General features: G+C 46.4%; 23 protein-coding genes and 2 pseudogenes. 13 read left to right on the top strand and 12 right to left on the bottom strand.

Annotated elements, in window-relative coordinates; all coding sequences use genetic code 11:
- Positions 1-89: 89 nt before the first annotated feature.
- From potA to UNITIG_RS07785, 4 genes are all read left to right on the top strand, one after another.
- A complete protein-coding gene (potA, locus tag UNITIG_RS07800; RefSeq protein WP_101757871.1) occupies positions 90-1226 on the top strand; it encodes a polyamine ABC transporter ATP-binding protein in 1137 nt (378 codons plus the stop codon).
- Positions 1223-2143: an ABC transporter permease subunit gene (locus UNITIG_RS07795; RefSeq protein WP_101757870.1), complete on the top strand. Its 921-nt coding sequence runs from the start codon at positions 1223-1225 to the stop codon at positions 2141-2143. The genes potA and UNITIG_RS07795 overlap by 4 nt, the downstream gene beginning before the upstream one ends.
- Positions 2140-2982, top strand: a complete 843-nt coding sequence (locus tag UNITIG_RS07790; RefSeq protein WP_101757869.1) for an ABC transporter permease subunit — start codon at positions 2140-2142, stop codon at positions 2980-2982. The genes UNITIG_RS07795 and UNITIG_RS07790 overlap by 4 nt, the downstream gene beginning before the upstream one ends.
- A gap of 122 nt (positions 2983-3104) precedes the next feature.
- Positions 3105-4202: an extracellular solute-binding protein gene (locus UNITIG_RS07785; protein ID WP_200821224.1), complete on the top strand. Its 1098-nt coding sequence runs from the start codon at positions 3105-3107 to the stop codon at positions 4200-4202.
- Between the two features lie 76 nt (positions 4203-4278).
- Here the strand turns inward: UNITIG_RS07785 and speB are convergent, their stop codons facing one another.
- From speB to UNITIG_RS24175, 5 genes and pseudogenes are all read right to left on the bottom strand, one after another.
- Positions 4279-5247, bottom strand: coding sequence for an agmatinase (gene speB, locus UNITIG_RS07780; RefSeq protein ID WP_101757868.1), 969 nt, complete (start codon positions 5245-5247; stop codon positions 4279-4281).
- A 16-nt stretch (positions 5248-5263) separates the two neighbouring features.
- On the bottom strand, positions 5264-6511 hold the full coding sequence (locus UNITIG_RS07775; protein WP_304528927.1) for an aspartate aminotransferase family protein: 1248 nt from the start codon (positions 6509-6511) through the stop codon (positions 5264-5266).
- Positions 6454-6636, bottom strand: coding sequence for a hypothetical protein (locus UNITIG_RS25290; protein ID WP_145999122.1), 183 nt, complete (start codon positions 6634-6636; stop codon positions 6454-6456). The genes UNITIG_RS07775 and UNITIG_RS25290 overlap by 58 nt, the downstream gene beginning before the upstream one ends.
- Positions 6637-6645: 9 nt before the next feature.
- The gene (locus UNITIG_RS07770) at positions 6646-7995 is read right to left on the bottom strand and encodes a glutamine synthetase family protein (RefSeq protein ID WP_101757866.1); all 1350 of its coding nucleotides are present in this window, start codon (positions 7993-7995) and stop codon (positions 6646-6648) included.
- 82 nt (positions 7996-8077) lie between these two features.
- Positions 8078-8811, bottom strand: a pseudogene (locus tag UNITIG_RS24175) (gamma-glutamyl-gamma-aminobutyrate hydrolase family protein).
- A gap of 188 nt (positions 8812-8999) precedes the next feature.
- Between UNITIG_RS24175 and UNITIG_RS07760 the strand changes: the two are divergent.
- Positions 9000-10379, top strand: coding sequence for a glutamine synthetase family protein (locus tag UNITIG_RS07760; RefSeq protein WP_101757865.1), 1380 nt, complete (start codon positions 9000-9002; stop codon positions 10377-10379).
- A gap of 27 nt (positions 10380-10406) precedes the next feature.
- On the opposite strand, the gene maoP is transcribed toward UNITIG_RS07760, so the two are convergent.
- The gene (gene maoP, locus UNITIG_RS07755; protein ID WP_101757864.1) at positions 10407-10790 is read right to left on the bottom strand and encodes a DUF413 domain-containing protein; all 384 of its coding nucleotides are present in this window, start codon (positions 10788-10790) and stop codon (positions 10407-10409) included.
- A 109-nt stretch (positions 10791-10899) separates the two neighbouring features.
- Between maoP and UNITIG_RS07750 the strand changes: the two genes are divergently transcribed.
- On the top strand, positions 10900-11775 hold the full coding sequence (locus UNITIG_RS07750) for a LysR family transcriptional regulator (RefSeq protein WP_101757863.1): 876 nt from the start codon (positions 10900-10902) through the stop codon (positions 11773-11775).
- A 73-nt stretch (positions 11776-11848) separates the two neighbouring features.
- On the opposite strand, the gene UNITIG_RS07745 is transcribed toward UNITIG_RS07750, so the two are convergent.
- From UNITIG_RS07745 to UNITIG_RS07730, 4 genes are all read right to left on the bottom strand, one after another.
- Positions 11849-12055, bottom strand: a complete 207-nt coding sequence (locus UNITIG_RS07745; protein ID WP_101757862.1) for a cold-shock protein — start codon at positions 12053-12055, stop codon at positions 11849-11851.
- 333 nt (positions 12056-12388) lie between these two features.
- On the bottom strand, positions 12389-13675 hold the full coding sequence (locus tag UNITIG_RS07740; RefSeq protein ID WP_101757861.1) for an FAD-binding oxidoreductase: 1287 nt from the start codon (positions 13673-13675) through the stop codon (positions 12389-12391).
- Positions 13676-13689: 14 nt separating this feature from the next.
- Positions 13690-14046 carry a cupin domain-containing protein gene (locus UNITIG_RS07735; RefSeq protein WP_101757860.1) on the bottom strand — a complete coding sequence of 119 codons (357 nt, stop codon included), beginning with the start codon at positions 14044-14046 and terminating at the stop codon, positions 13690-13692.
- A 98-nt stretch (positions 14047-14144) separates the two neighbouring features.
- Complete coding sequence (locus UNITIG_RS07730; RefSeq protein ID WP_101757859.1) at positions 14145-15470, bottom strand: aspartate aminotransferase family protein; 1326 nt, start codon at positions 15468-15470, stop codon at positions 14145-14147.
- A gap of 237 nt (positions 15471-15707) precedes the next feature.
- Here UNITIG_RS07730 and UNITIG_RS07725 point away from each other — a divergent pair, with 237 nt between their 5' ends.
- Positions 15708-17204: an aldehyde dehydrogenase gene (locus UNITIG_RS07725; protein WP_101757858.1), complete on the top strand. Its 1497-nt coding sequence runs from the start codon at positions 15708-15710 to the stop codon at positions 17202-17204.
- 14 nt (positions 17205-17218) lie between these two features.
- Here UNITIG_RS07725 and UNITIG_RS07720 read toward each other — a convergent pair whose 3' ends face one another.
- Together UNITIG_RS07720 and UNITIG_RS07715 are read right to left on the bottom strand one after the other, a co-directional pair.
- A complete protein-coding gene (locus UNITIG_RS07720) occupies positions 17219-18277 on the bottom strand; it encodes a cyclic nucleotide-binding domain-containing protein (protein ID WP_101757857.1) in 1059 nt (352 codons plus the stop codon).
- A gap of 177 nt (positions 18278-18454) precedes the next feature.
- Positions 18455-19750 carry an FAD-binding oxidoreductase gene (locus UNITIG_RS07715; protein WP_101757856.1) on the bottom strand — a complete coding sequence of 432 codons (1296 nt, stop codon included), beginning with the start codon at positions 19748-19750 and terminating at the stop codon, positions 18455-18457.
- A 228-nt stretch (positions 19751-19978) separates the two neighbouring features.
- On the opposite strand from UNITIG_RS07715, the pseudogene UNITIG_RS25285 reads away from it, so the two are divergent.
- The 6 genes and pseudogenes from UNITIG_RS25285 (at position 19979) to UNITIG_RS07685 (ending at position 24402) form a co-directional block, all read left to right on the top strand.
- Positions 19979-20527: pseudogene (locus UNITIG_RS25285) on the top strand (cupin domain-containing protein).
- A gap of 189 nt (positions 20528-20716) precedes the next feature.
- Positions 20717-21919, top strand: coding sequence for an MATE family efflux transporter (locus tag UNITIG_RS07705; RefSeq protein ID WP_101757855.1), 1203 nt, complete (start codon positions 20717-20719; stop codon positions 21917-21919).
- A 133-nt stretch (positions 21920-22052) separates the two neighbouring features.
- Positions 22053-22847, top strand: a complete 795-nt coding sequence (locus UNITIG_RS07700) for an SDR family oxidoreductase (protein ID WP_159931122.1) — start codon at positions 22053-22055, stop codon at positions 22845-22847.
- 24 nt (positions 22848-22871) lie between these two features.
- Positions 22872-23711, top strand: coding sequence for a DUF1295 domain-containing protein (locus tag UNITIG_RS07695; protein ID WP_101757853.1), 840 nt, complete (start codon positions 22872-22874; stop codon positions 23709-23711).
- 35 nt (positions 23712-23746) lie between these two features.
- A complete protein-coding gene (locus UNITIG_RS07690; RefSeq protein WP_101757852.1) occupies positions 23747-24022 on the top strand; it encodes a Crp/Fnr family transcriptional regulator in 276 nt (91 codons plus the stop codon).
- Positions 24019-24402 (top strand): helix-turn-helix domain-containing protein, encoded by a 384-nt coding sequence (locus UNITIG_RS07685; RefSeq protein ID WP_101757851.1) that lies wholly within the window; start codon positions 24019-24021, stop codon positions 24400-24402. Before UNITIG_RS07690 ends, UNITIG_RS07685 begins: the two co-directional genes overlap by 4 nt.
- The last annotated feature ends 26 nt before the right edge of the window (positions 24403-24428 follow it).

Here is a 24428-nt window from a genome sequence, read left to right as displayed (position 1 = left end):
GGGTCATTAGGGCTGGTTATCATTTTGGTCCTGAGCTAATTTGGCTGCGTATTAGAAACAGTAAAATGAGTCACCGGAGAGTCTGAAGTATGTCGGCCAATCAAGGCGAGGCTTCTACAAAAAAGAAGCGTGTACAACTTGAAATTAACAGTGTCGTTAAAGAATTTGATGGTTTCAAGGCTGTTGATAATGTCAGCCTGAACATTTACCAAGGTGAAATCTTTGCGTTGCTGGGTGCTTCGGGTTGTGGCAAATCAACCTTATTACGGCTGCTCGCGGGTTTCGATGCCCCAACCTCTGGCGACATTATCCTTGATGGCAATAATCTGAATAATATTTCCCCGCATCGTCGTCCCATCAATATGATGTTTCAATCCTATGCGCTGTTTCCACATATGACGGTGGAACAGAATATTGCTTTTGGTTTGAAGCAAGACCGGCTGTCAAAGGCTGCCATTAGTAATAAAGTTGAAGAAGTGCTGAACCTTGTGCAAATGAAAAAGTTTGCCAGACGTAAGCCGCATCAATTATCTGGCGGACAGCAGCAGCGAGTAGCGCTGGCACGCAGCCTGGCAAAAGAGCCTAGCTTATTGTTGTTGGATGAGCCAATGGGGGCGCTGGATAAAAAATTGCGCAGCCAAATGCAGTTAGAGTTGGTGGATATTATTGAAAAAGTCGGTGTGACCTGCGTGATGGTGACGCACGACCAGGAAGAAGCGATGACCATGGCTGACCGCGTTGGCATTATGGATGCGGGGGTGATAAGGCAGGTCGGTCATCCGGTAGAAGTTTACGAGCAGCCTAATTGCCGTATGACAGCTGAATTTATTGGCTCGGCAAATATTTTTGAAGGCAGCCTGGCAGTTGATGAAGTAGATCATATTCAGTTGGCCTGTGATGCCTTGCCCAATCCTATTCATGTCGCCCACAGCATTGCTGGATCGTTAGGGATGGATATTGCGTATGCCTTGCGGCCGGAAAAAATCATGGTTAGCCGGCATCCTTCGAATCAGCCTCACAATACTGCGGTAGGGGTGATAAAAGATATTGCCTATTTGGGTAGCCATTCGATTTACCATATCCGTCTGGATTCAGGGTTTATGATGATGGCGTCAGTCGCTAATACCCATCGTGTGGTTGAAGGTGATGACAGCGAAAGACTGCGTTGGGAAGATCAGGTCTATCTCAGTTGGGGAGAGCGCAGCGGGGTGGTATTAACCTCATGAAGTTTTCGCAATTAAAATGGGCGGTTGGTCGCAAGCTGGTGGTTGGTGTTCCTTACCTCTGGCTGCTGCTGTTTTTTTTAATTCCTTTTATTATCGTACTAAAAATTAGTTTTTCCGAAGCAGTGATGGCCAAGCCGCCGTTTACAGATTTATTATATCTTGATGGCGATATGCTGAAAATTAGTTTAAACCTGTTCAATTATATAGACCTTTATGAATACGATCTTTATCTGCGTGGTTATATTAGTTCGGTAAAAATTGCCGGTATTGCCACTATGCTATGTTTATTGGTAGGTTATCCAATTGCCTACGTAATTGCCAAGTTGCCTGCGCATAGTCGCAATCTGGCATTGATGTTAGTCATACTGCCCTCATGGACTTCTTTTTTAATTCGTATATATGCCTGGATTGGCTTATTAAAAAATAATGGCTTGATTAATAATTTGTTGATGAGTATTGGCATTATTGATGAGCCATTAATTATTTTGCATACCCCGATTGCTGTTTATATCGGTATTGTTTATGCCTATTTGCCATTTATGATTTTGCCCATTTATACCAACTTGGTGAAGCACGATAATCGTTTATTAGAGGCGGCATCTGATTTGGGTGCATCGCCATTAGTGGCGTTTTTCAAAATCACCTTGCCACTCTCTATTGGTGGAATTATCGCGGGTTCTATGTTGGTGTTTATTCCGGCGGTCGGTGAGTTTGTGATTCCAGAACTGCTAGGTGGCCCGGATACGCTAATGATTGGCAAGTTGTTGTGGAGTGAATTCTTTAATGCCAGAAATTGGCCGGGTGCTTCTGCGGTAGCTGTGGTGATGTTGGTGCTGTTGATTATCCCGATGACATTGTTCCAGCGCTACCAAGCCAGGGATTTTGAAGAGGCTGGGGTTGGGGGCGATACCAAATGAATAATAAACGTACCAGCTTTTGGTCCTGGGTTATTTTGATAGCGGGTTTTTTATTTTTATATTTACCTATCTTTATTCTTATCTTTTATTCATTTAATGAGTCGCGTTTAGTTACCGTATGGTCGGGGTTTTCTATCAAGTGGTATTTTGAATTGTTCCAGGATGAGCAAATGATGAGTGCTGTGGGCATGAGTTTAAAAATTGCTTTTCTAAGTGCTACTGCGTCAGTAATGTTAGGCACGATGGCCGCGGTAATTATGGTGCGCTTCAGTCGCTTTAAAGGGAAAACATTGTTTACTGGCATGATTACTGCTCCATTGGTTATGCCAGAAGTCATCACCGGTTTGTCGTTACTGCTATTGTTTGTCACTCTGGCAGAAGTGATTGGTTGGCCTGCCAATCGTGGCATGCTGACTATCTGGATCGCGCACAGTACCTTCGGTATGGCTTATGTGGCGGTGGTGGTGTCTTCACGGTTGCGAGAGATGGATCGTTCGCTAGAAGAAGCGGCCATGGATTTAGGTGCCAACCGACTGAAGGTGTTTTATTTAATTACACTGCCGATTGTCGCGCCAGCATTGTTTGCCGGTTGGCTATTGGCGTTTACTTTATCGCTTGATGACTTGGTTATTGCCAGTTTTGTTTCCGGGCCTGGTTCTACTACCTTGCCGATGGTGGTATTTTCCAGTGTACGCTTGGGGGTGAGCCCCAAGATAAATGCATTGGCTACGTTGTTAGTAGCTGCAGTTTCGCTGGCCGCATTTATAGGCTGGTGGTGGATGCGTCGACAGGAATTAAAGCGTCAACGTGAAATGCAAGAAGCGGTTGCTGGTCGCTAGCTTATTTTAGATTTTGAAAGGTAAGTAGTAATTCTAAGGAGTAAATGTTGCTTGAATGGTCGATGGAATGACTTTGTATTCATGGCAGCGGAAATTAATAATCAACCTTGTGAGGGGATGCTATGAAATTAATGACTAAACTGGCTGCGGCCACAGCTGTTGCATTAGCGGCTGGTGGGCTTAGTGCTGAAGATAAAGTTTTAAATGTGTATAACTGGTCAGATTATATTGCTGAAGATACGCTTGAAAAATTTGAGAAAGAAACCGGAATTAAAGTTGTCTATGACGTATTCGACAGCAACGATGTACTCGAGGCGAAATTGCTTTCAGGTAAAACCGGTTACGATGTTGTTGTACCGTCGTCTTCGTTTATGGCACGCCAGATAAAAGCGGGTGTGTTTCAAAAGTTAGATCAAAGTAAGCTGAGTAACGCTAAAGGTCTGGATGCTGGTATTATGGCTAAGCTGTCAGATATGGATCCGGGTAACATGCATTCGGTTCCTTATTTGTGGGGAACTACCGGTATTGGTATTAACGTTGCGAAGGTAAAAGAGCGTTTGGGTGATGATTACCCGTTGGATAGCTGGGATATCGTGTTTAACCCTGAAGTTGCTGCAAAACTGGCCGATTGTGGAATTACCTTATTAGACGCTTGGGATGAAATATTACCTTCTGCACTGAGTTATTTAGGTGAAAACCCTAGAAGCGTGGATCCGAAATTATTTGATGGTAAGGCAAAAGATGCTTTGATGGCTGTTCGCCCGCATATTCGTTATTTTCATTCTTCGCAATATATCAATGATTTAGCCAATGGTGATGTCTGCGTAAGTGTCGGTTGGTCTGGTGATATTTTACAGGCTATGGATCGTGCTGATGAGGCTGAAAATGGTGTCGAAATCGAATATATCATTCCTAAAGAAGGCGCTGGTCTTTGGTTTGATATGCTGACTATACCGGCCGATGCCGATCATGTTGAAAGTGCCCATCTCTTTCTAAACTTTTTGATGCGCCCTGACATTATGGCGGATATTACCAACTACGTTTGGTATCCAAATGCTATTCCAGCATCGAAAAAGTCAATAGAGGCTGAAATTGTTGAGAATCCTTCTATTTACCCAAGTGATGAAGTGGCGGCCAAATTATTTACGTTCCCCGTTTATTCAAGCAAAGTTGATCGTATAGGATCAAGGGCGTGGACCGCGATTAAAACTGCTAAGTAAGTTCAGGTTTTTTGTCTAAGAAAACGCTCCGAAAGGAGCGTTTTTTTTTTGCCAAATAATTAATAATTTTTTGAGATTATATTTTTTTTGGTTTGTCTGCGGCTAATAGGCAAATCATATTGGTCGCAATAGTGGCCCCTGCCAATGAAGTGATTTCTGCGTGATCGTAGGCAGGAGCAACTTCAACAACGTCGCAGCCGACAATATTTAAACCTTGCAGCCCCGCCAATATTTTTATCGCAGTGATGGTATCAAAGCCCCCGCAAACGGGAGTGCCAGTGCCGGGGGCGCAACTCGGGTCTAAAAAGTCGATATCAAAAGTGATGTAGCAAGGCCGTTGGCCAACAATGCGGTGAATGCTTTCAACCAGTGCTGCAGGTCCATTGTCGTGTAGCCACAAAGCGTCAAACACATTGTAGCCGTGAGTTTCTTTGTTGTGAGTGCGCATGCCAATTTGTACTGATGAGCCTGGTTCAACAATGCCTTGTTTAGCCGCATGATAAAACATGGTGCCATGATCAATACGCCCGTCTTTATCGGTCCAGGTATCGCAGTGAGCATCAAAATGAATTAACGAGATAGGGCCGTGTTTGGCATGTACTGCTTTTAGTGCGGGGTAAGTCACAAAGTGGTCGCCCCCTAAACTTAACGGGGTAACGTCAGCGCTAACAATATGGCTGATGCAGGCCTCTATTTCGTCGGGAACATTGGCAGGTATACCTGAATCAAACACGCAGTCACCGAAATCAATGACATGGAGACGATCAAAGGGGTCGAAAGTCCATGGCCAGGGGCTTGACCAGGATAGCTGGGTGGATGCCTGACGTATACCGCGTGGCCCAAAACGTGCACCGGGACGATTAGACGTGGCTAGATCATAGGGAATACCGACGACCGCTACGTCAACCTTGTTGAGATCGCGGCTGTAACGGCGCCGCATAAAGCTGGTCGCCCCTGAATACATGGCTTCGCTTTCGGTGCCGTAGGGTGACTCTCTGGTAAAAGCCAGATCGCCTGGGCTTGTTGGGTCAGCGCTATCGCTCATGCCTGGTCCTGTGAGGTTATTTTGGGGTGGTTAAGTCGTTATAGGTGTTATCCAGGGCAAGGCTAATTTTACTGATGAGCTGATCGATTTCAGTGTTGGTGATAACCAGTGGTGGCGATAACAGCATAGTGTCGCCGGTTGCCCGTAAAATTAAACCGTTGGCTAAAGCGTGGTCGCGGCAGCTGCTGCCAGCAGTCCCTTTACTATCAAAACGGCTGCGGGAGGTTTTGTCTTTGACTAACTCTATCGCTGCCAGTAAGCCGGCAGAGCGCACTTCTCCTACCAGTGGATGGTCGCTCAGTCGTTGCAGTTGTGCGGCCAAATACGGTCCGGTGTTTTGCTGCACGTTTTCAATAATGTTTTCATCGCGAATAATATTAACGTTGGCAAGTGCGACCGCAGCGCAAACGGGGTGGCCGGAATAGGTAAAGCCGTGATTTAAATCGCCGCTATTTTCCTGCTTGAATGTTTCGGCAACATGATCGGCGATTAATACCCCGCCGATGGGGAGGTAGCCGGAGGAAAGCCCTTTAGCAATAGGCATTAAATCCGCTTTGATGTCGAGGGTGTCGCAGCCAAACCAATTACCGGTGCGACCAAAGCCGCAGATGACTTCGTCGACGACTAATAAAATATTGTATTTTTTAACAATGCGTTGAATTTCTGGCCAGTAGGTGGAGGGAGGAATAATAATACCGCCAGCGCCTTGAATCGGTTCGGCAACAAAAGCGGCCACATTATCTGCGCCAATCTCCAAAATTTTACTTTCCAATTCCTGCGCGCGTTGCAAGCCAAATTCTTCCGGCGTTAAATCACCACCTTCACCAAACCAGTAAGGTTGGTTGATGTGCACGACACCATTAATCGGCAGGTCACCTTGCTTATGCATGTAGCCCATACCGCCAAGACTGGCACCTGCCACGGTGGACCCATGGTAGCCATTGTGGCGGCCAATAAATATTTTTTTTGTGGGCTGTTGTTTTAAATCCCAGTAGCGACGCACCATCCGAAATACAGTGTCATTGGCTTCGCTACCTGAGCCGCAAAAAAAAGCATTGTTGATATGTGCCGGTGCAATTGACGCTAAAGTTTTAGCTAAATTGATCACTGGTTCGGTAGAGGTGTTAAAAAATAAATTGTAGTACGGTAGCTGCGCCATTTGTTGGCTGGCTGCATCAATTAATTCTTTTCTACCGTAGCCCAGATTTACGCACCAGAGTCCAGCAAATGCATCGAGATATTGGGTACCTTGTTCATCCCACACATAAACGCCATCGGCTTTGCTAATAATGCGCGCGCCTTTTTTTTCAGCGCCGCATTATCGACAAAGGGGTGGATCATGTATTCGCTTGCATCTCGCTGCAGCTGGGAAAAAGTAGTTGCTGGCATGGTTACCCTCTATACTGCGGTGAGTAGGAACTCTCGCTCCCATGAACTGATAACGCGCTTGAAGCCTTCGTACTCAGCGAGACGAGTGCCGATAAAACCATCGACAAAATCACCACCGAGAATTTCTCGAACTTCTTCGGACTCTGCCATTGCCTCTAGCGCAAATTCAAGATTGCTTGGGATATCAACCCCTTCACCCTGATAGCGGCCGGCAATCGGTTCGCGCGGTTCAAGTTTGTTAAGCATACCGAGATAGCCAGCAGCAAGACTGCCTGCCAGCGCAAGGTAAGGATTGGTATCAGAACCGGGTACGCGATTTTCTACGCGGCGTGCATTCGGTTTTGATTGTGGCACCCGTAAACCGGTGGTGCGGTTTTCCTCCCCCCATTCAATGTTGGTGGGAGCGCTGCCATCCTCGCCAGGTAAGAAACGTCTATAGCTATTAACGTTAGGGGCGAAGAGCGGCATCATCATCGGCATATAGTGTTGCAGACCGCCGATATAGTGTTTGAATAATTCTGAAGGGCTGCCGTCAGCATTGGAAAACAAGTTTTCGCCGGTTTGGCTATCTGTCAGTGATTGGTGAATATGCATGGAGCTACCGGGTTCACTTTCAATCGGCTTAGCCATAAACGTGGCGTCGATTTTATGTTTCAGCGCCGCCTCACGAACGGTACGTTTGAAAATAAAAACCTGATCCGCAAGGCTTAGCGCATTACCGTGGCGGAAGTTGAATTCCAGTTGCGCTGGGCCTTCTTCATGGATCACGGTATCAATGTCGAGGTTCATTTCCTCGCACCAGTCATAGATGTCTTCGATAATTGGGTCAAACTCGTTGGCGGCATCAATACTAAAAGACTGTCTACCACTTTCCTGACGGCCTGATCGGCCTTTCGGTGGTTCCAGTGGTAAGTCGGGATCAGTACAGCGTTTGGTTAGATAAAACTCCATTTCAGGCGCGACAATAGGTTCCCAGCCTTTGTCGCTATAGAGTTTCAAGACGCGCCTTAAAATACTGCGCGGCGATAAGCTGAAGACATTGCCTTCACCGTCAAAACAATCATGGATAACTTGAGCTGAAGGCTCGAGTGCCCAGGGCACCATAAAGACTGCGCTTTCGTCTGGCACCAAGACCATATCAATATCACGTGGGTCCAGCAGGCGATAGTACAGCTCCGATTCGGGGTAGTCGCCGGTGGCTGTTTGCAGCAATACGCTTTGTGGCAAGCGAATGCCGCCCTCGGCAATAAACTTGCCTGTGGGCATGATTTTACCGCGGGCAATACCTGTTTGATCCGGAGTGATACATTCCACTTCGGTGATTTTGTTTTCCTCTAGCCACTTCGCCAGCTGTTGCATGATGTTTTCCGTTGTTGGGTGTTTGTGGGTGTTGCTTTAAATTGTGCAGTAACACGTCGCTTAATCAATAAAATTGACGATGTTATCGGTCTCGACAGGCTTGGCCGAACGCCTGAAATATACTCTGTTGTTTGGGGTTGCGCTGTATCTGCCATTCAGGGTGCCATTGTACGGCCAAACCGAATTGCATGGCATCAACACTGATCGCTTCGATTAAGCCGTCCTCGGCCTTGGCTTCAATTGAAAGGCCGTTTCCCAATCGATTGATACCCTGCGAATGCAGTGAATTGACATTGAGTGAATCGCAGTGGGTGATTGTCGCTAATAGCCCGCCAGTGGTGAGAGAGACCCGGTGTACGTCGCTATATTGCTGTTCCAGGGTCGCGTTTTTGTCCTCGCGGTGATCGTTCAGACCGGCCACTTCATGAACGCATTGATGCAGCGAGCCGCCAAGGGCTACATTAAGGTCTTGCATACCTCTGCAGGCCGCTAACAGGGGGTGTCAGTTTGTATCAGTGCCTGGATGAGCTCAAAGCTGAGGGTGTCACGCTGGGCGTCATAGCGGTAGGGCTTATCAATTTTCGTTTCGCCATAATGGGCGGGATCAACCATAGAGTAGGCGCCGGTAAGAAATACCCCGTCCAGATGTTGTAGCCAGTCTTCAATGTTCTGTTCATCGGTAAGCGCCGGGATAATGACAGGTAGCACGTCGCTGGCTTGAGCCAGTGCGCGAAGGTATTTGTCGCCAGCAGTATGAAAGGGGTGTGGATCGATTAACTGTACGTCACTTACCACGCCTACCAGGGGCTTACTCATGGGTTATCACAATTTGATTGGTGTTAAACTTAATGTACAAAACATAAAATATTTTTGACGTTGTGGCCAGTGAATTTTGCGGTAAGTGTAAAATAAATTTTAAACTGTGTTCAAAAGTTTTGACATTTGCCGGTCTGGCGGGATAATTAGGCCTGATTTTTCTTACAGTGTAATGCCCGAGTCTAGATATGAGTGAACTTGTCAATGAATCCGCCAGCCCGGCGACGCTTTTTTTGGAGCAAAACCCTACAGTTAAAACGATTGATCTATTGCTGTGCGATCTCAATGGTATTTTGCGTGGTAAACGTATCGGGAAAGAGCTGCTGCCAAAGGTGTTTGCTCATGGTTTTTACTTACCGCGTTCAGTCATGGGCTTGGGCGCGACGGGTGACGTTGTGCCGGATACAAATTTGGGTTTGAAGACTGGTGATAGTGATCGCCTCTGTTGCCCAGTGGTTGAAACCTTGGCGTTACAGCCCTGGCGAGAGAGAAAAGACCGGGCCCAGGTCTTGTGCAGCATGTTAAATATCGAAGGTGCGCCGTTTTTTGCCGATACACGTCAGGTGTTGACACAGGTCGTAGATCGTTTTGCCAAGCTTGGCTACACCCCGGGTTTGGCTTTGGAATTAGAGTTTTATCTGTTTGATAAAGTCCGTGATGAAAAAGGCCGTTTACAGCAGCCAAAATCCCCTGTATCGGGGCGGCGGATGACCACGACTCAGGTCTATGCTATTGATGATCTTGAAGATTATGACTTCTTCATAGAAGAAGTGTTGTCGATGGCCGCCAAGCAGAATATTCCTGCCGATACAGTTATTGCCGAGAATGCACCCGGTCAATTCGAAGTTAATCTGGATTATGGCAACGATATTTTAAAAGCTGTGGACCAGGCGGTGTTATTGAAGCGGCTTATCAGAACAGTAGCAAGGCGGCATAATATGGAAGCCAGTTTTATGGCCAAGCCCTATATTGATCAGCCGGGTAACGGCTTACACATCCATTTAAGTTTGTTGGATGCGCAGGGAAATAATATTTTCGCTACAGGTGAGCCTACTGAAAACCCCTTTATGCGGCAGGCGATTGCCGGTTTATTGGATATGGCAGACAGTACCCAGGCTCTGATTTGTCCTACTGTAAACAGTTTTCGACGTTTGGCAGCTGGCGAGTGTGTGCCAACCAGTAAGACCTGGGGCTTTGATAATCGCAGTGTAGCGTTGAGGATCCCGGCTTCAGGGGGTAAAGCTACACGTCTGGAGTGTCGTACGGCTGGTGCGGATGCTAACCCTTATTTGGCCACTGCGGCCCTATTGATGGGCGTCGCCGAGGGCTTGAACAATAAGCTGACTCCGCCAGAGCCGGTAGTGAATAATGCTTATGAACAGGAGCACCCGCAGTTAGCAGATAATCAGCGTGATGCCTTGCGTAATATGGATAGCGATCCAAGGATAGCGGATTGGTTGGGCGAAGATTTTGTGAAGATGTATTCGATTGCCAAGCATGACGATATGTCATTGTTTGAGCGCCAGGTGACGGCGCTCGAGTATGAATTGTTATTTCCCTATATCTAAAGCCGTCCAGACTAAACGCGGTAGTGTTTAGTCCTCCAGCTCCAAATCTTCATCCAGTTCGGTGATCAGGTCGTCATCGTCGCTGTCATCATCATTGCTATCTTTAACGACTGGCGTGTTGCTGCCAAAGGCGTTGATGATGACTTTCTTGCCGATTTTAAGTTGGTATTTTAGCCACACTTTTTCTAGCGGTGATTCGGCTTCTTTGCTGCCTTTGCACGCTGCGACAAAATTCTTTTCATCATCAGTAACGGGTTTTCTGCTGCCGTTATGCAACGCTTGCATGGCCTGCCCGTATTTATGTAATAGGTCAGATTCGCCGATTGTAAATTCTCCGCTCTTTTTGAAGCCGCGGGGAAATTTGGCGTCGTTGTAAAAAGTGGCTGTAACTTCAAAGCCTTTGACTTCCATAAGCTTTAACCTCTTGGTTTAAATATGGGTTGCTATTGGCGGCGATTATCTGCAAAGGGTAGAATCGGGTAAATCAAAAAATTTTTATCGTCAGGATAAGGGTTGGCAGGTGGAAACAGAGCTTTTTAAAACCTTTTTAGAAGTAGAGAAAACGCGGCATTTCGGGCGGGCCGCTGAGAATCTCTACCTTACGCAGGCGGCGGTGAGTAGCCGTATCCGTCAGTTGGAGAATTTATTCGGGGTTAGCTTGTTTAACCGCTATCGCAATAATATCAATTTGACCCCGGCCGGTGAGCGTTTGAAGCCTCATGCTTTGGCGGTGGTTACGGCGTTAAGTCACGCCATGCAGGACGCGGCGTTGACAGAAAAAGAGGGGCAGCAGATTGCGATTGGTGGTACACCCAATTTATGGGATTCACTATTACAGGAATATTTACACAGTTTGTATCGTCAGTATTTAGGGATTGCGCTGAAGACCGTAGTACAGGATAGAGAAGCCTTAACCCAGCAGTTACTTAGTCGGGTGTTGGATATGGCGGTGATGTTTGATCCGCCCAAGGTGGACGAGTTACGGGTGCATAATATTCATCAGATGGATTTGGTGATGGTGAGTTCTTATGCCGATAGTCATTTTAATAATGTGTTTGAGCATGGTTACATCCAAATTGATTGGGGGAGTAGTTATAACCTTCAGCATGCGCAAATCGTAGGGCAGAAAGTGGTGCCAATCATGCATAGCAGTACCGGGCGTATTGCTCTGGATTTTATGCTTGAGCACGGTGGCGTCGCCTTTTTGCCGGAGTCGACGGTTGAGCCCTATATTCAATCAGGAGGTTTGTTTCGAGTTGCCGCTGCGCCTACGGTGAAGTTGGAGGTCTATATGACATACCTAAAGAACAGTGAAAAACTTGAAACCTTCGAACAAATTGTTGAGTTGTTTTCGTCTATGACACCCAAGTCGGTGCTAACGGCTAAATCTAACTGACAGCAGGTAAAATGATCAGGCAAAAAAAACAGGCCATAAGGCCTGTTTTTTTTATCCATTTATAAGCAATAACTTATAAAGGTGTAATGTTCTCTGCTTGAGGACCTTTTTGGCCAGCAGTGATAGTAAACTCAACCGCTTGACCTTCGGCCAACGTTTTAAAACCTGAGCTGTTGATCGCAGAAAAGTGAGCGAAAACATCTGGACCAGACTCTTGCTCGATAAAACCAAAACCTTTAGATTCGTTGAACCACTTAACGGTTCCTTTAACTGTAGACATAATTAATATCCTGAAAAAATAAATGTGCCCTTGTGGGCATGGGTAGCGGAAAAATAGACTGAAATTTAGAAACTACAGGACGTGAAACTACTAGGTATACTACGAAATGGAGAATTTAAATCGGCTTTCTTTCAAGCTGGTTGGGAATTTATAGAGGTATGAAGCATAAGTCAAACATTAATTTGTCTATTTTTCATTCAATATAGGGCGCTGGATGGAGGATGCCAGTAACCCACTTACTGGCATCCTGTTGTTGTTTCATTGCTTGCATCAATGGCAGCTATAAACGCCTGGTTGTTTGTTTCACATATACCTGCAACGCAGCTGAATTTATTAGATTCCCAGCTTGTCTCTAAGTCCATAATATACGGCCCCCATCATGGTGTAAGGAACCCGAAACAGTCTGCCACCGGGGAAGGGAAAGTGCTTCAAGCTGGCAAACGCATCAAAACGTTGCGCGTGTCCGCCAATCGCTTCGGCAATTAATTTGCCAGCTAAATGGGTGGTGGTGACGCCGTGACCGCTATAACCCTGTGCGTAGTATATGTGGTCAGTAAGACGGCCAAATTGTGGCAGTCTACTCATGGTTAAGAGGAAGTCGCCGCCCCAGGCGTAATCGAATTTTACACCTTTGAGTTGCGGGAAGGTTTGCTCTAAATGATTGCGAATAAATCGTTCTATTGAAGCGGGATCGCCGCCGCCATAAGTTACGCCGCCGCCGTAAAGTAAACGATGGTCTTGCGTGAGACGATAGTAATCCAGTTTGTAATTACAGTCTTCAACGCACTGTCCACCAGGGATCAAGCTGTTAGCAATACTTTCATCCAATACTTCGGTGGTAATTATTTGAGTGCCACAGGGCATGCTTTTGGCGGCAAGCTCAGGTACCAAATTCGCCATGTAGGCATTGCCTGCAATGAGTAAATACTTCGCCTTAACCTGACCGTTAGCGGTGTGGACAATGGGTTGAGGTTGGCGCTCAATACGGATAGCGGCCGAGTCTTCATAAACCTTGCCACCTAAAGTTTCAAAGGCTTTGACTTCACCTAATAATAAATTAAGCGGGTGAATATGGCCGCCGCGATTATCCAGCAGTCCACCGACATAACGCTCACTGGCAATATGCTCGCCGATTTCATTTTTGTCTAATAGGTGTAAATCATCATGGCCATAGCGCTGCCATAATTGTTGCTGCTGTTTTAATTCGTGTAACTGTCTGTTGGTAATCGCTGCAAAAATACCGCCGGCCTGGTAATTGCAATCAATATTATATTTTTTAATACGCTGACGAATAATATCGGCACCTTCGAAAGCCATATTGCCGAGGGCTTTGCCAAGATCCTGCCCGTAATTTTTTTCAATAACGTCGATATCGCGGCTGTAGCTATTGACCAGTTGGCCGCCATTGCGACCGCTAGCACCAAAGCCGATGCGGGCGGCTTCAAGCACAACGACTTTAAAGCCGGCTTCTGCCAGATGCAGTGCACTTGAAATTCCAGTAAAACCAGCGCCGATAATACAAATGTCTGTTTCTACTTTGTCGTTAAGTGTTGGCCGGTCTAGTGTGTCATTGCGGCTATCTGCATAGTAAGAGCCGGTGTGTTCAGTGCGCGTAGTCATGATTTTCCTCAGCCTTAGGCTTGGTAGATGACGTAAACTTTCTTACAGTAGTTGGGTACTTCCCATTCGCCGCTAAAGCCCGCAGGAATAATAAATTGATCGCCAGCGCTTATGGTTCTGCTGCCGCTTTCGTTATCGTGAATAACAGACTCGCCTTCGAGTATCAGGCAAAATTCCTGTTCGCTATAATTTATTTTCCAGCGGCCGGCTTGTGCATCCCATACCCCGCATTGGAATTTTTCATCAGGCGACGAAAAAACATCCCATACGTTTTGTACCGGATTGCCGTTAATGATTTTGCTGGCGTCAGGTAAGTAATTTTCGGCATCAATATTTTCGGTGCTAAGCGTAACTATATGGTTAATGTTCATGTGATTTTTCAACGTTGATGTTAGTGGCAGAAAATACAGGCGGCAGTCATGCGATGATGGTCACGCTATGAGTTACCGCTGATAATTAAGTGGGTCAATTAGTACAAGCTTTTTATCGCGTTGCGCATGCTGTCAATGAGTTGGGTGATTTGCTCGCGATTAACAATTAACGGTGGTGACATCGCGATAATATCGCCGGTACAGCGAACCAGAGCGTTACCTTGCCAAAAACAGTGTTGAAAAACATCGTAGCCGCGCTGGCCAATTTTACTGCCGGGTTTGAATTCAACTGCGCCGACTAAACCGATGTTGCGAATGTCTTTGACAATATCAAATTCAGCTAATGAGTGCAGTGCCTCTGCCCAATCATCTTCCAGCTCGATGGCTTTTCGAAATAAATTTTCTTGCTGGTAAATATCCATGGTGGCCAGTGCCGCCGCTGCCGCAACCGGGTGACCGCTATAGGTATAGCCGTGGAATAATTCAATGGCTTCGACCGGGCCTTGCATAAACTCTTCGTAAATAGCGTTATTAATAAATACGGCTCCCATTGGAATGGCGCCATTAGTTAAACCTTTGGCTGTGGTGATGATGTCAGGGGTAACACCAAAGCGCTGTGCGGCAAAGGCTTCGCCGACCCGGCCATAGCCGGTAATGACTTCATCAAATATCAACAGGATGTCGTGGGCGCTGGTGATTTCCCGTAGTCTTTGTAAATAGCCTTGCGGAGGCATCCATACGCCACCTGACCCGACTACGGGTTCAACAATGACAGCGGCAATATTTTCAGCGCCGTGCAGTAGCACCATTTCTTCCAGCTCATTGGCTAGTTCGGCCCCGTTTGCAGGTTGCCCCTTGGTAAATTCAGAGCCAGGCACCCAAGCGTGCTTTAGATGATCAACCCCAGGCAATAAGCTGCCAAAAGAGCGGCGGTTATTACCTAGTCCACCGACAGAAATACCACCAAAGCCGGTGCCGTGATAACCCTTCTCGCGACCAATCAAACGTGTTTTACCCGCTTTGCCGCGTAATTTTTGGTAGGCCAGTGCAATCTTCAGGGCGGTATCGACTGACTCAGATCCTGAGTTTGTAAAAAATACCCGGTCTAGCCCTTCAGGACTGATCCCGGCCAGTCGCTGTGCCAGTTGAAAAGGAAGTGGGTGTCCCATCTGGAAAGTAGGGGCAAAATCTAACTGTTGTATTTGTTGGCTGACGGCTTCTGAGATCTGCTGGCGACCATGACCGGCATTGCAGCACCATAGTCCCGCGGTGCCATCAAGAATAGGGCGGCCATCTTCTGATTGGTAATACATACCTTCTGCCGATACCAGCATCCGCGGTTCCGCTTTAAATTGACGGCTGGCGGTAAACGGCATCCAGAAGGCGTCTAGCTCGGGGCGGTTTGGTGGGGTGTGATTAGGCATGGGCTTTCTCTGGGCAGTATTTCAAACGATTAAAGGGGGATTCTATGTAAAAAAAATAAAACATCAAGTGCTGTTGGTGAGAAAGCAAAAATACTGCCATTTATAGCGATTGATAGCATGAAAATAGAGGGTTTCAAATAATTTCAGTGGTTATGAGTGTTCGATATATTGAAATATAGGGCTTATATGCAGTAAGGTTTGGCCGCATGACTGAACCCTCTTGAATAGTGAGTAATTATGACGACTGAACAAAGCCTGGCGTACTGGCAAGCCGCTGCCGCAGACCTGACGATTGAAGGTCGTGCCTTTATTAATGGTGCCTATACCGCAGCAGAGAGTGGCGAAACATTTACTTGTAATAGTCCGATAGATGGCCGCAAGTTAGTCGATGTGGCCTCCTGTGATACAGCTGATGTTGATAAGACTGTTGCGCTAGCGCGGCAGGCATTTGATGAAGGCAGTTGGGCTAATTTAGCCCCGGCCAAGCGTAAAGCCGTATTGCTTCGGTTTGCTGATTTAATCGCGAACCACAGTGAAGAGTTAGCCTTATTGGAAACCCTTGATATGGGTAAGCCCATTACCGATGCATTAAGTGTCGATATTAGTGGGACCTTGCGAGCTATTCGTTGGACAGCAGAAGCTATCGATAAGATTTATGATGAAGTGGCGCCGACGGGGTCTGACGAGCTGGGGTTGATTACCCGGCAGGCGATTGGTGTAGTTGCTGCGGTGGTGCCGTGGAACTTCCCTTTGTTAATGGCCTCCTGGAAAATTGCGCCGGCATTGGCAATGGGTAATTCGGTTATTTTAAAACCTTCCGAGAAATCACCTTTAACCGCTATTCGCATTGCCGCTTTAGCCTTTGAAGCGGGTATTCCGGCAGGCGTGTTTAATGTGTTGCCAGGATTTGGTCATACCGTGGGTCAGGCCTTAGCTGTGCATATGGATATCGATACGCTGGCATTTACCGGTTCTACGGCAACAGCCAAGCGGCTATTGATTGCGGCGGGTGAATCCAATATGAAGCGGGTGTGGAGTGAAGCTGGAGGCAAGTCCCCCAATGTTGTCTTTGCTGATGCTCCCGATTTAGATGAGGCTGCCATCGCCGCCGCTGGCGCTATTTGTTTCAACCAGGGTGAAGTCTGTACTGCCGGTTCGCGCTTACTGGTTGAAGACAGTATTGCTGATGACTTTATTGCCAAGGTGCGCACTGCGATGGCGGCGTGGCAACCGGGCAATCCGCTGGACCCTGCAACCAATGTTGGCGCCATTGTAGATGAGGCGCAATTGCAGCGAGTAATGAGTTATATCGATAAGGGTATCGAGCAGGGAGCGAATAAGTCGGTGGGTGGTAAGCGTATCACAGCGGTTGCCGGCGGTTTTTATATCGAGCCTACTTTGTTTGATGGAGTGCAATCAGCGATGGCGATTGCGCAGGAAGAAATTTTCGGACCGGTGTTGTCCGTCATTCGTTTTAGTGATGAGGCGGATGCACTGCGCATAGCCAATGACAGTATTTTTGGTTTGGCGGCGGCGGTGTGGACCAGTGATTTGAGTCGCGCACACCGTTTTGCGCGGGGCTTAAAAGCAGGCTCGGTGTGGGTAAATCAATACGATGGTGGTGACATGACCGCTCCATTTGGCGGTTTTAAACAGAGCGGCAATGGTCGCGATAAATCCTTGCATGCATTTGATAAATACAGTGAATTGAAAGCGACCTGGATTAAATTATAAAAATGTTACCTACATTATGCTTGCTGTAAATCAATGGCCAGCGCGGTGGCATTAAATCCTGCCTGGCGCATCAGGTATGTGGCCAGTTCGCTGCGGCAATCATTGGCTGGTGCGATTACATAGCGTGTCTCGGGGTTTAATTTGTCGAGGGTTTTGCGCAGCAGGCTAATGGGGATGTTTTTGCTATTTTCTATCGTTTGATGCTTGCATTCAAGCGGGAAGCGCACGTCAATAATATCAACGGGTTGATCATCTAATTGGCTATTAAAAGTAACCAGATGATTTTTAATGACCTGATTAAAATTGTCGCGGTCAATTCTGCCAACGACACCCTCGGTATGCATACAGGCAGTGGCGTTGCGGATAGTGTTGGCGATTAACGCCTCGTCGCCAAAATACTGCCCTGCTTCCAGATTAAACTGTTGTCCCTGATAGGCACCATTACTTTCTGTGGTGATAGTGACTTCGCCTTCTTTGATTAAATAGAAGTAATCGCCATCGCTACCTTGCTTAAAAATCACATCGCCGGCGTCGAGTTCCATGTCTTCCATACAGGTAAATAACTGTTGAATCGCTTGTGCGGGTAAGTTTTGTGCGATCGATGATTGAATGAATTCGGTCTGCCAATCTTTTTGAAAGTCATCATCAATCAAGGAGGCGCCCAGCATACAGTTATGTTCGTCGCTTAAATCGATAATCTCGTAATCTTGGTTAGACATTTCTTCGATGTGCTTGGCCTGAACTGCCAGCACCGTACAGTTTTCAGTGGCGCGAATACTTCCGCTATCTTCCAATTGGGCATTTAAGTCACAACTATTAAACTCTGATTTGTGGCTTAAAATAATCCGGCGATCAAATGAATACCTAATTTCAACGCTGCCGCTAAGTAAAAAATATAGCGTGCTGTGTTGTTTTTTCCTGGCCTTAAAAACGGTGTCGCCTTCTGCAAAATTCATTAACTCGGACTTGCTAATTAACTCGGCTCGGGCAGTGGTTGGGGTATTCGTGAGGGCTTGAAAGCGACACAGAACCTTGGGGTTTAAGTCATTTTTTTTAGCGCTGGTAGAGCTCATAAATTAACCTATTAGGAAATAAGGTGCAGTTGAGTTTAAAAAATGATGACGCGGTAGTGCTGTAATGTGGCCGCAAATATAGCAGCGTAATTTTAGCGATACGTTGAGTTAGCTCTCAAAATAGACATTAACCAATAGCCAATGTGGTATTGGTTAACAGGGAGGGTTCTTAGGAAGTTAAAATATATCTTTTAAGCGGTGGTAGCTCATGCCGATGGCCAGCAGTGGTGAGCGAAAGCGCCTGCCGCCAGGAAAGCGCAGGTGTTTTACCTTTTCAAAAACCTCCATCCGCTGGCTGTCGCCGTCGATATGTTCGGCGATCAATCTGGCGGCAACATGCGTGACATTGACGCCGTGGCCTGCATAGGCTTGGGCGAAGTAAACATTGGGGCGCAGGCGACCGATTTGTGGCAGGCGGTTAGCGCCGATGCCGATCATGCCGCCCCATTGGTATTCAATTTTGATGTCCTTTAAATACGGAAATACTTTATCCATGTTCGGGCGCAGGGCATTGACGATCGAGTTGGGGTCACGGCCAGAATAGGTACACAGGCCTCCAAACAATAGGCGTTTGTCGGCACTGAGGCGATAGTAATCCAGATCAACGCGCTGATCGCAAACGGCCATATCTTGTGGCAGTAGCTGTTGACATAGTTGCTCGGATAATGGTTCGGTAGCGATCACATAACTACCGGCAGGTAATATCTGGCCTTCAAGTGTGTTGTTTAGGCCGGCAACATAGGCGTTGCCGCATATGACTAAGCGATCGGCTTTTATTTCACCGTGTTGGGTTTTGATGGTACAGGTATCCCCTTGCTGGATATCAGTAACAGCGGATTGTTCGTAGATTTGTACTCCCTGCTCAGCTGCCGCAGCCGCCTCTGCGCAGATCAGATTGAGTGGGTGCAGGTGGCCGCTACCCATATCAATCATGCCACCAATATAGGCATCTGAGCCGACCACCTGTGACATCTCACTCTTACTGAGTAGGCGAGTTTCATAGGGGTAGTTACGGCTATCAAGCCAGGATTTGGTGTCTTCGAAATCCTTAAGGTGCCGAGGTTTGGTGGCGAGATCGCAGTAACCCATCTTCAGGTCACAGTCGATAGTGTAGCGTTTAACTCTTGCCTTGATGATTTCATTGGCTTCAAATCCCATCTCATCGATGGCGTCGATACCTTCCTGGCCAATGGCTTGACGAAACTGCTCGGTGCCATGGCCCACCCCGCGAATAATCTGTCCGCCATTGCGTCCCGAGGCTCCCCAGCCAATTTGGTAAGCCTCAAGCAGCGTCACTTGATAGCCTTTCTCCGCCAGTTCGAGAGCGGTATTGACGCCACTAAAGCCGCCACCGATGACACAGACTTGGGTGCTTCGCTGGCCTTCAAGGCGGGGATAGCGCTGGGTGTATTTGAGGCTGGCGGCATAATAAGAGTCAGGGTACTCGCTGGAATGCGTACTTGGGTTTAGCATGGTTTAGGCTTCTGTGCAGAGAGTGATGGCGTGGCTAAAATACTTTGTCTAAAATATCGATCATTCGTTTTTAATAATGCACAATGTACTGAAATTCGTTGAAGCTGAAAAGAGTGCTGAGCGAAATATGCTGTAGCAATGTAAATTTTTTTCATTGCTGTTGTTGCCAGAGAGCTAGGTATGGTGACATAAGTCATTGAAATATATTCAAAATTAAGGAGTTCGAGCTTGGATGTTGGCAGTCGCTTAAAAGAGGCTAGAAAAAAAGGTGGGCATTTCGCAACGGGAGTTGGCTAAACGTGCTGGTGTCACTAATTCAACGATTTCGATGATTGAGAAAAATAGCGTTAGCCCTAGTGTCAGCTCGCTGAAGAAAGTGCTTTCTGGTTTGCCGATGTCATTGATGGATTTTTTTGATTCACAGGAGTCTGAAGAGCTGGATATTCCTGTCGTGTATACGGCGGATGAGTTTCTGGATTCTTCAGTCAATGATATTGAATGGAAGTTAATTGGTAAGTCTTATCCCAGTCGGGCTATGTCTTTTATGGTTGAGGTGCTGCCCCCGGCTCAGATACCGGGGAAGAAAAATACATGCATGAGGGCGAAGAAGTAGGTTACATTGTCGAGGGGAAAATGGAGCTTACGGTAGAGGATGAAGTTTACATTTTGCAAGCCGGGCAAGGTTATTATTTTGACTCACGACGTCCGCATCGGTTTCGTAATCCGTTTAAGAAAAGCTGTAGATTAGTGTCTTGTACTACCCCTGCCGATTTATAATCGGCGCCAATTTATGTTTATCCCCATAAGATCCCTGTTGCGGAAATTTTTGTTATGAATCCCGCAACAGGCTCCCCGGTTACGCTATATTTTCGCTACGCTATCCCCCGGTATTATTGGTTTATTATCCCTGTCTTCGGCCAGTGTGGTGGATGGTATTTTCGTCGGCAGCTATATCGGTAGTGCGCGTTGGCTGCCATTAGTTTTTGTATCCCGGTTATAACGCTTATTTTTGGTTATGTTTTCATGCTATCGATTGGTGGCTCGGTGATGGCAGGAAAGTCTTTAGGGGCTGGGAGTATTGCAGCAGCTTGCGATATATTTACCCGGGTAATTTCTGTGCAGTTATTGAGTGCTGTGTTAGTGGCAGCGCTTGGATTGCTGGGGGTTGAATGGCTGTTGCCCTTGCTTGGGACCAATGCTCTGGTTGGTGACTTGGCTGGAGAATATTTACGGATTATTTTACTGTTGATGCCAATCGGCATGGTAGCGGTGGCGCTGGTTTATTTTGTGCAGGCAGATGGCCGCCCAATGTTGGCAAACATCGCGTTAATACTTGGTGCTGTTAGCAATGTTTGCCTGGATTGGTTGTTTATTGCAAAGTTAGATTTGGGAATCAGTGGCGCGGCCTTAGCTACCGGCAGCTCCTATACGCTAACGCTATTGGTATTGATTCCCCATTTTTTTTCTAATAAAACCAAATTGTCATTTCGCTTCGGTAATGGCAATTGGCGTGATGTTGGCCGCGCCGCGTTTAACGGTGTTTCGGAATTTGTTAATGAAGCATCCGTTGGGATAACTGCATTGATGTTTAACTGGGTGATGATGCTGCGGTTTGGTGTTGATGGGGTGGCTGCTTATGCCGTTATAAATTATCTTTTTTATATGGGAATGATGGCGAACTTCGCCTTGGGGGATGCTCTGCAACCTTTGGTAAGTTATTGCTTTGGTGCCCGGAAGCCAAAACGCATTCGCGCTTTTGTTGAAGTGGCCTTGGTCAGTGCAGTGTTAATAGGCGTGGTGTTGGTGAGTTGTTTGCTGTTAATACCGCAGTTAATTATTGCTATTTTTATCGACGCTAGTGAAGTGACTGTTATAGCTATTGCTGAACAGTTCATTCAGTGGTTTTGGCCGACCTTTATATTTATGGGCGCCAATGTTTGTTTTTCTGCTTATTGTACGGCGATGCATAAACCAATGGTTTCTACCGGTATTGCTTTGCTGCGCAGTCTGATTTTACCTGCACTGGGCTTACTATTACTGCCAGTGTTAATGAATGATAAAGGTGTTTATATGGCGTTGTCTCTGGCCGAGGGCATAACATTTTGTGTGGTATTGCTGTTGGTTGGTCGCTACTTGCCAGAAAGGTTGTTGGTAAAACCCGGTAAGTGAATGTTAGTAGATTGGTTTGTGCAGGGTAAAGTTATGTAAAAACAAATGCCAGCCTCAGTTAAGGCTGGCTTTTTTTTGTGGCTGGTTTTATGTTGCTGGCGGTGATGACTAGGATTGAGGGTGGTGAATGCGTATGAATATGATGAAATCTATATGGCAGCAGTTGGCAGTGATGGCAATGATCATTATGGTTAGCGGTTGTTCATTATTTACTGGTAGTCAGTCAGACAGCGCCAGAGTAGATAAAAACAATGTGATATTGGTGGTTGGTGCTACTGGTAAAACGGGACGGTTGATTGTTGCAGATTTACAACAACAGGGATTTCAGGTTAGAGCTATGGTGCGCGATAGCGAGCGCGGTCGAGAAATATTGGGTGAGGATGTTAATCTTGTGCAGGCCGATTTGACGGTAGCAGCCACCTTACCAGCAGCTGTTGCCGGAGTCAGTGCCATTATTAATGCCGCCGGCGCAGGCCTAAAAGGTACAGGGAAAGCAACACCTGAGTGGATAGATTATCAGGGAACATTAAATTTACTTGCTGCCAGTAAGCCTGAAAATATTAAAAAGTTCGTGCTCATTTCGTCAATGGGGGTGACGCAGCCGGATCACTTTCTTAATCGCATTGCAAATAATGTGTTGCGATGGAAGTTGAAAGGCGAGGATGCGTTGCGTGCCAGTGATGTCAATTACACTATCGTTCGCCCTGGTGGCCTTACTGACAAGGCGGGTCCTGAACAAGTCGTTCAGTTTTATCAAGGGGATACTAAAAAGGGAGGCCCTATTCGAAGAGAGGACGTATCCAGAGTCGTGATTGCTGCTTTACTTATGCCTGAAGCGGATTACAAAACCTTTGAAGTAATGGCTGTGGTCGGGCCTCGTGAAAATGATTTTTCTGCAAGATTTTCACAATTAAAAGCGGATAAATAATTTAAATAATAGTGAGAGTGAAATATGGAAGGGCCGTTGCGGCAGTTGATGCCACTGTTTTTATTGAGTATGTGGGGTTTGTTCTATTGGCTGATGTCAAATGGAACTATTGGCGGTTTTCATTACCTTTTATTAGCGCTTTCGTTATTCGTCTGTTTATTGGTTTTCGTTAATTTTGTCCATGTTTTTACTTTCAGTTATAGCGTAGCTACGTTGTTATTGAGTCCGCTTATAGCCGTTTATTTTCAGGCTGACTGGCGAGGCTACTTAGTATCGCTAATGTTGGCTTTGTATGGTTTAAGATTGTTTTATTTCCAGTTTCGACGAAGAAAAGCGGATAGTTATGCCGGTATTCGCCAACAGATAGTGGCGGCAGATAAGGAAATGCCGTTTTTTGTAAAAGTGATTCTGTGGCAGTTCACTAGTTGGAATTATATTTTTTACAGTTTTGCCGTGTATTTTATATGTAAAAATCCGGCATCCGGTTCTGAAGTGGTGTTGGTGTTTGCTGCAGTTATTATGTTGGTGGGGTTGGTGTTAGAAACACTGGCTGATGAACAAAAGCAAGCATTCAAAAAATCACAAGCTGGCTTTTGTGCTATTGGCTTATATCAAAGTTGTCGTCATCCTAATTATTTCGGCGAAATTCTTTTTATATTTGGCGTGTTTCTAGCAGGTGTGACATATTGTCAGAATACTTATGAGGTCGCTGCGGTATTAATTTCTCCTTTGTATTTGGTGTTGTTGATGATTGATGCATCCAGGCGTAGCGACATCACTCAGCAGCAACGCTATGGTGAACAAGCTGCCTATCGTCAGTATCGTCAACAGGTGCCTGGTTTATTGCCGAAGTTGTTTAAGTAGTCTGGTGTTTTTTTCTAATCTCATTTGGAGTTAGCTTGGCCTTTTTTACTGATAGTTCACTCTTTGACGGGCTTAAGGGGGCGGAATCCCAGGCGTTGCGACAGCTGGGGAAAAGCCGGCAGATTTTGGCTAACGACTATTTGTTTTTGCAGCACTCCACGGCCCACTCTTTGTATACCGTTGAGCAAGGTGTGATGATGGTAGAGCGAACAGCTGCTAATGGTCGCCGGCAAGTGATGGCTTTTGTTTTCCCGGGAATTTCGTTGGCTTTACCCATAATGAATATTTTGAATACAGTGTTAAAACATTGACTGAGTGCCGTGTGCAGGAGTTTCCCCGGCTGTCTTTTCTGTCGTTATGTGATACATCCAAACAGCTTAAACGCAATGTTGATGTGATTACCAATAAGGTGATGTTGCGTTTATTTGATCAGTTATTCGCTATTGGCCAGAAAAAAGCGCACGAGCGTTTATGCTTTTTATTGCAGCAATTAAAAGAGCGCCAAACAATCAAGGGTGGTTACAGCTTTGAGTTGTTTATGAGTCGCCAGGATATTGCAGATTATCTAGGTTTAACCTTGGAGACGGTCAGTAGGGCCTTTAGCCGATTACAGAATGAAGGCTTGATCGAGGTGCAGTCGGCCCATCATGTAGCGGTATTGGATGAGCAGGGATTACACACAGCTCGCTGATCTGAATTAGCCTGCATTTTCCGAAT

This window comes from Oceanicoccus sp. KOV_DT_Chl (assembly GCF_900120175.1).
Lineage (GTDB): Bacteria > Pseudomonadota > Gammaproteobacteria > Pseudomonadales > Dasaniaceae > Oceanicoccus.
This window is presented reverse-complemented; position numbering and strand designations above follow the sequence as displayed.